Origin of the sequence: Dokdonella sp. (assembly GCF_049593775.1) — a bacterium.
Classification (GTDB): domain Bacteria; phylum Pseudomonadota; class Gammaproteobacteria; order Xanthomonadales; family Rhodanobacteraceae; genus Dokdonella.
This window is the reverse complement of the sequence record NZ_JBAWHJ010000446.1, coordinates 1-3,421: the sequence shown is the minus strand read 5'-3', so window position 1 is coordinate 3,421 and position 3,421 is coordinate 1. Positions and strand designations below refer to the sequence as shown.

Genomic DNA, 3,421 nt, shown 5'->3' with positions numbered 1-3,421 from the left:
GCCCATCGCTGGATCGCCAGACGAACCTTGTATTCGCCATTGCTGGCGAATATTCGTCGTGGCAATGGGGGATCACGGGTCTCGTCGTATTCCCGATACTCGATCAGCCAGCCGTCCTGGCGAAATTCGGCGGGAAGTCCGTCAGGGCGAAAAATGATCTCTGCAGCTCCGGGCGCACGCAACCCGCGCACCCAATGCGCCAATTCAACCACGGGGACTTTCCAGCCCAGCTCGCGTTCCAGCAAGGTGGAGGCATCCCTTGCCGTGACCGGCTGCGCCTGAAGCCCCGCCAGTTCGGCGTAGTCGCCGTTTCCACTCAAGGTCCAGGTCTTGCCGGTGACCGGAGCGTGCATGGTGAAAACGTAGTCAACGCCTTCCTGTTGCCAATCCAGCGAACCGCTACCCGAATCACCCGGCCCCGAAAGGGCCAACCTGCCCTTCAAGGACCAGTCGCTGACCACCGCCAATTGCTGCTCGCGCTGTTCCTGCGCCGACATCAGGTCAGCATCGGGACGAATCCTTGAAGCCGCGCAGGATGTCAGAAGCACGGCAATGGCGGCCAAGGCCGGCAGTCGCCAATAGCGAAGCGCATGCATCGCGACCACTATGAAGCCAACCGGTTCATGGTTTCGATCAATACCTTGTTTTCGGCATCTTTCTTCCGCCCCTCGGCCCAGATTCGGCGAGCCTCATCGCGATCGCCCCGAACCCACAGCACTTCGCCAAGGTGCGCGGCCACTTCGCCATCGGGCTGCTTCTCATACGCCTTGCGCAGCAACTTGACCGCTTCATCAAGATTTCCTAGCCTGTACTGCACCCAGCCGTAGCTATCGATGATGGCTGGTTCGTCGGGCTTGATTGCAATGGCCTTTTCGATCAACTCATTGGCTTCGACGATTCGATCAGTACGATCCGCCAGGGTGTAGCCCAACGCGTTCAGCGCATCGGCGCTATCGGGATTTTCAGCCAGTACGCTGCGCAGGTCCTGTTCCCCGGCTGCGATGTCGTCAAGATCGATCAGCAGCATGGCGCGCGCATATAGCAGCCTGGATTCTCCGGGCAGCAGATCCAAACCCCGAGAGTAGACGACCACGGCATCACGCTTGCGCGAGTTCCGGATCAGCAAATCCGCCTCGAGCAGGTACAGGTCGACTGTTTCGCGCGTATCAGTACCGACCGCCAGGCGCAATTCGCTGATTTTTGATTGCGAAGCCTTGGCATCGCCTTGCTGGTCGCTCAGTACGACGACACGCATGCCGGCGTCAAACCAGTTCTCGTCATCCTCGGGAACTTGCCTATACCAGCGCGCCGCGGCAGCGTTCTTTTCGATCAGCTCGGCAATCTGGCCGAGCAGAAAAAGGCGCTTTCCACTGCGTTCGCTGCTGTCCGCTTCAATCTCTTCATAGAGTGCCAACAGTAGCGCCTTGTCATCCGAACGGGCGGCATAGGCTGCCCGCGCCGCGAAAACGACATCGGTCTGGTTGCCTTTGGAGAGAGCCCGCGCAGCGCCTGCATAGTCACCCGATTCGGCAATCAGGGCGGCATATCCGGTACGCAACCTGAGGCTTTCAGGATCGCGCTTCAGTGCTTCGCCAAAGCGTTTCCGGGCGAGGGCCTTGTCTCCGGCATCCATCGCGAGCTGGGCACTCCAGGCATAGGCATCGGCACTGTCGAAGCGGGACAAGGCGTCCACCGACAGTCGATTGGCCAGCGCCTTGTCCTCCAGCTTGAACGCCAACTGGCTCATCGCGATCCAGTTCTGGTCTGTTTCGCCAAGTCGTTCAGGCGTGGCCAGCCGCGCCAGCAGGGCTGCAGCCTGCGTCTTGTCCTCGGCGCCAATCAGGACTTGTGCGATCGAACGCCAGTTGCCGTCCGAATCGGCCTTTGCCATGGCTTCAAGCTCGGAAAATGCGCGCTCGGTCTGGCCATCGGACAGAGCTACCCAGGCACTCGCCTGAAGCACACCCGGCGAATCCGGATCCAGTGTTCGCCAGCGTTGCAGCGCTGTGTGTGCGAGTGGCAATTGGCGAACAGCGAGGGCCAGGCGCGTCGCCTGCTCGGCAATCGCAGGGTTCGACGACAGTTCAGCCGCTTCCGTATAGCCCTCGGCCGCGGCCTCAAGGTCGTTCTTCTGCAGCGCATACTCCGCCGCGATCAACTTGAGCGGCAAGTCGCGATCCGGAGGCACCGGCACCACGCTTTGGTTCGCGATCGGCGCCAAAGGTGGCCGCGTGGGACGATCCGTCGCACATCCTGCTACCAGGAGGAGCCCCAAGATTGCAATTGCCCCGATCCGGCACGTAAACATGCCCCCGCAAACCGGTGACTGTTTGTTGAAGTTGCTCATTTTCACGCAGGAAAATCCTCGAAAACCCTGTATTTGCTTGAACCTGACCGATGCTGCCCGCACAATCATTCGCGTCGTGGAGAATTGATGGATGTTGCGCAAGCGCTCGGGATTTCAATGCACTGGGACCAGCGTGGACGGCGATTCGTTCTCGGCCGGATGCGCCAGTTCAATGCCTGATTCTACGCAGACACCTGTCTGGCTGCCCGGCGACAGGGCCTCCTGGCACCATTTCCCTGGATTGTTGCACGCATGGCCCTGATTGCACTTGGACTCAACCACCTTTGCGCGCCGATAGATCTGCGTGAGCGGGCGGCGTTTGCTCCAGATACCACGGCCTGCGCCGTCGCCGAACTGATTGCCCAGCCAGGCGTGCGCGAAGCCGCCATCCTGTCCACCTGCAATCGCACCGAACTCTATTGCAACGTCGAGTCCGGCGCAGAGACCTCGCCGTTCGCATGGCTCCACCAGCACAGGCAACTGCACGGCGCCAATGTCGAGGAATTCATCTACCGGCATCACGACGCCGATGCGGTACGTCACCTCTTCCGCGTAGCCACGGGGCTGGAGTCCATGGTCCTCGGTGAACCGCAAATCCTCGGCCAGGTGAAGGACGCCTATTCCTTCGCACGTGAGGCCCGAGCCCTTGACGCACCACTTGAGCGCCTGTTTCAGAACACGTTTTCAGTCGCCAAACGGGTACGTTCGGATACGCGCATCGGTGCCAACACGGTCTCGGTCGCGTTCACTGCGGTGCGACTGGCCGAGCGGGTTTTTACCGATCTCGCGGAGGCTTGCGTGCTGCTGGTCGGTGCTGGCGAAACGATCGAACTGGCCGCAAGGCACCTGACCGAGGCCAAGGTTCGCCGACTCATCGTGGCTAATCGCACACTCGATAACGCACAGGCCCTGGCCGGACGTTTTGGCGGCTATGCCATTCCCCTTGGGGATCTCGAAAAACATCTGGCCGAAGCCGATATCGTGATTAGCTCGACAGCGTCGAGAGAGCCGGTGCTGACCCGATCGATGGTTGCCGCCGCGATTGCCGCGCGGCGGCGGCGCCCGATGTTCATG

The 3,421-nt window shown here is 60.9% G+C and carries 3 protein-coding genes; 1 reads left to right on the top strand and 2 read right to left on the bottom strand.

The window, feature by feature from the left end; genetic code table 11:
* Positions 1-596, bottom strand: a 596-nt coding sequence (lolB, locus tag WBP53_RS15430) for a lipoprotein insertase outer membrane protein LolB (RefSeq protein WP_423930503.1), incomplete at its 3' end; no start/stop codon positions are given.
* Positions 597-604: 8 nt separating this feature from the next.
* The gene (locus tag WBP53_RS15425) at positions 605-2,170 is read right to left on the bottom strand and encodes a tetratricopeptide repeat protein (RefSeq protein ID WP_423930501.1); all 1,566 of its coding nucleotides are present in this window, start codon (positions 2,168-2,170) and stop codon (positions 605-607) included.
* Between the two features lie 429 nt (positions 2,171-2,599).
* Here WBP53_RS15425 and hemA point away from each other — a divergent pair.
* A partial coding sequence (gene hemA, locus WBP53_RS15420) for a glutamyl-tRNA reductase (RefSeq protein ID WP_423930499.1) occupies positions 2,600-3,421 on the top strand: 822 nt, incomplete at its 3' end.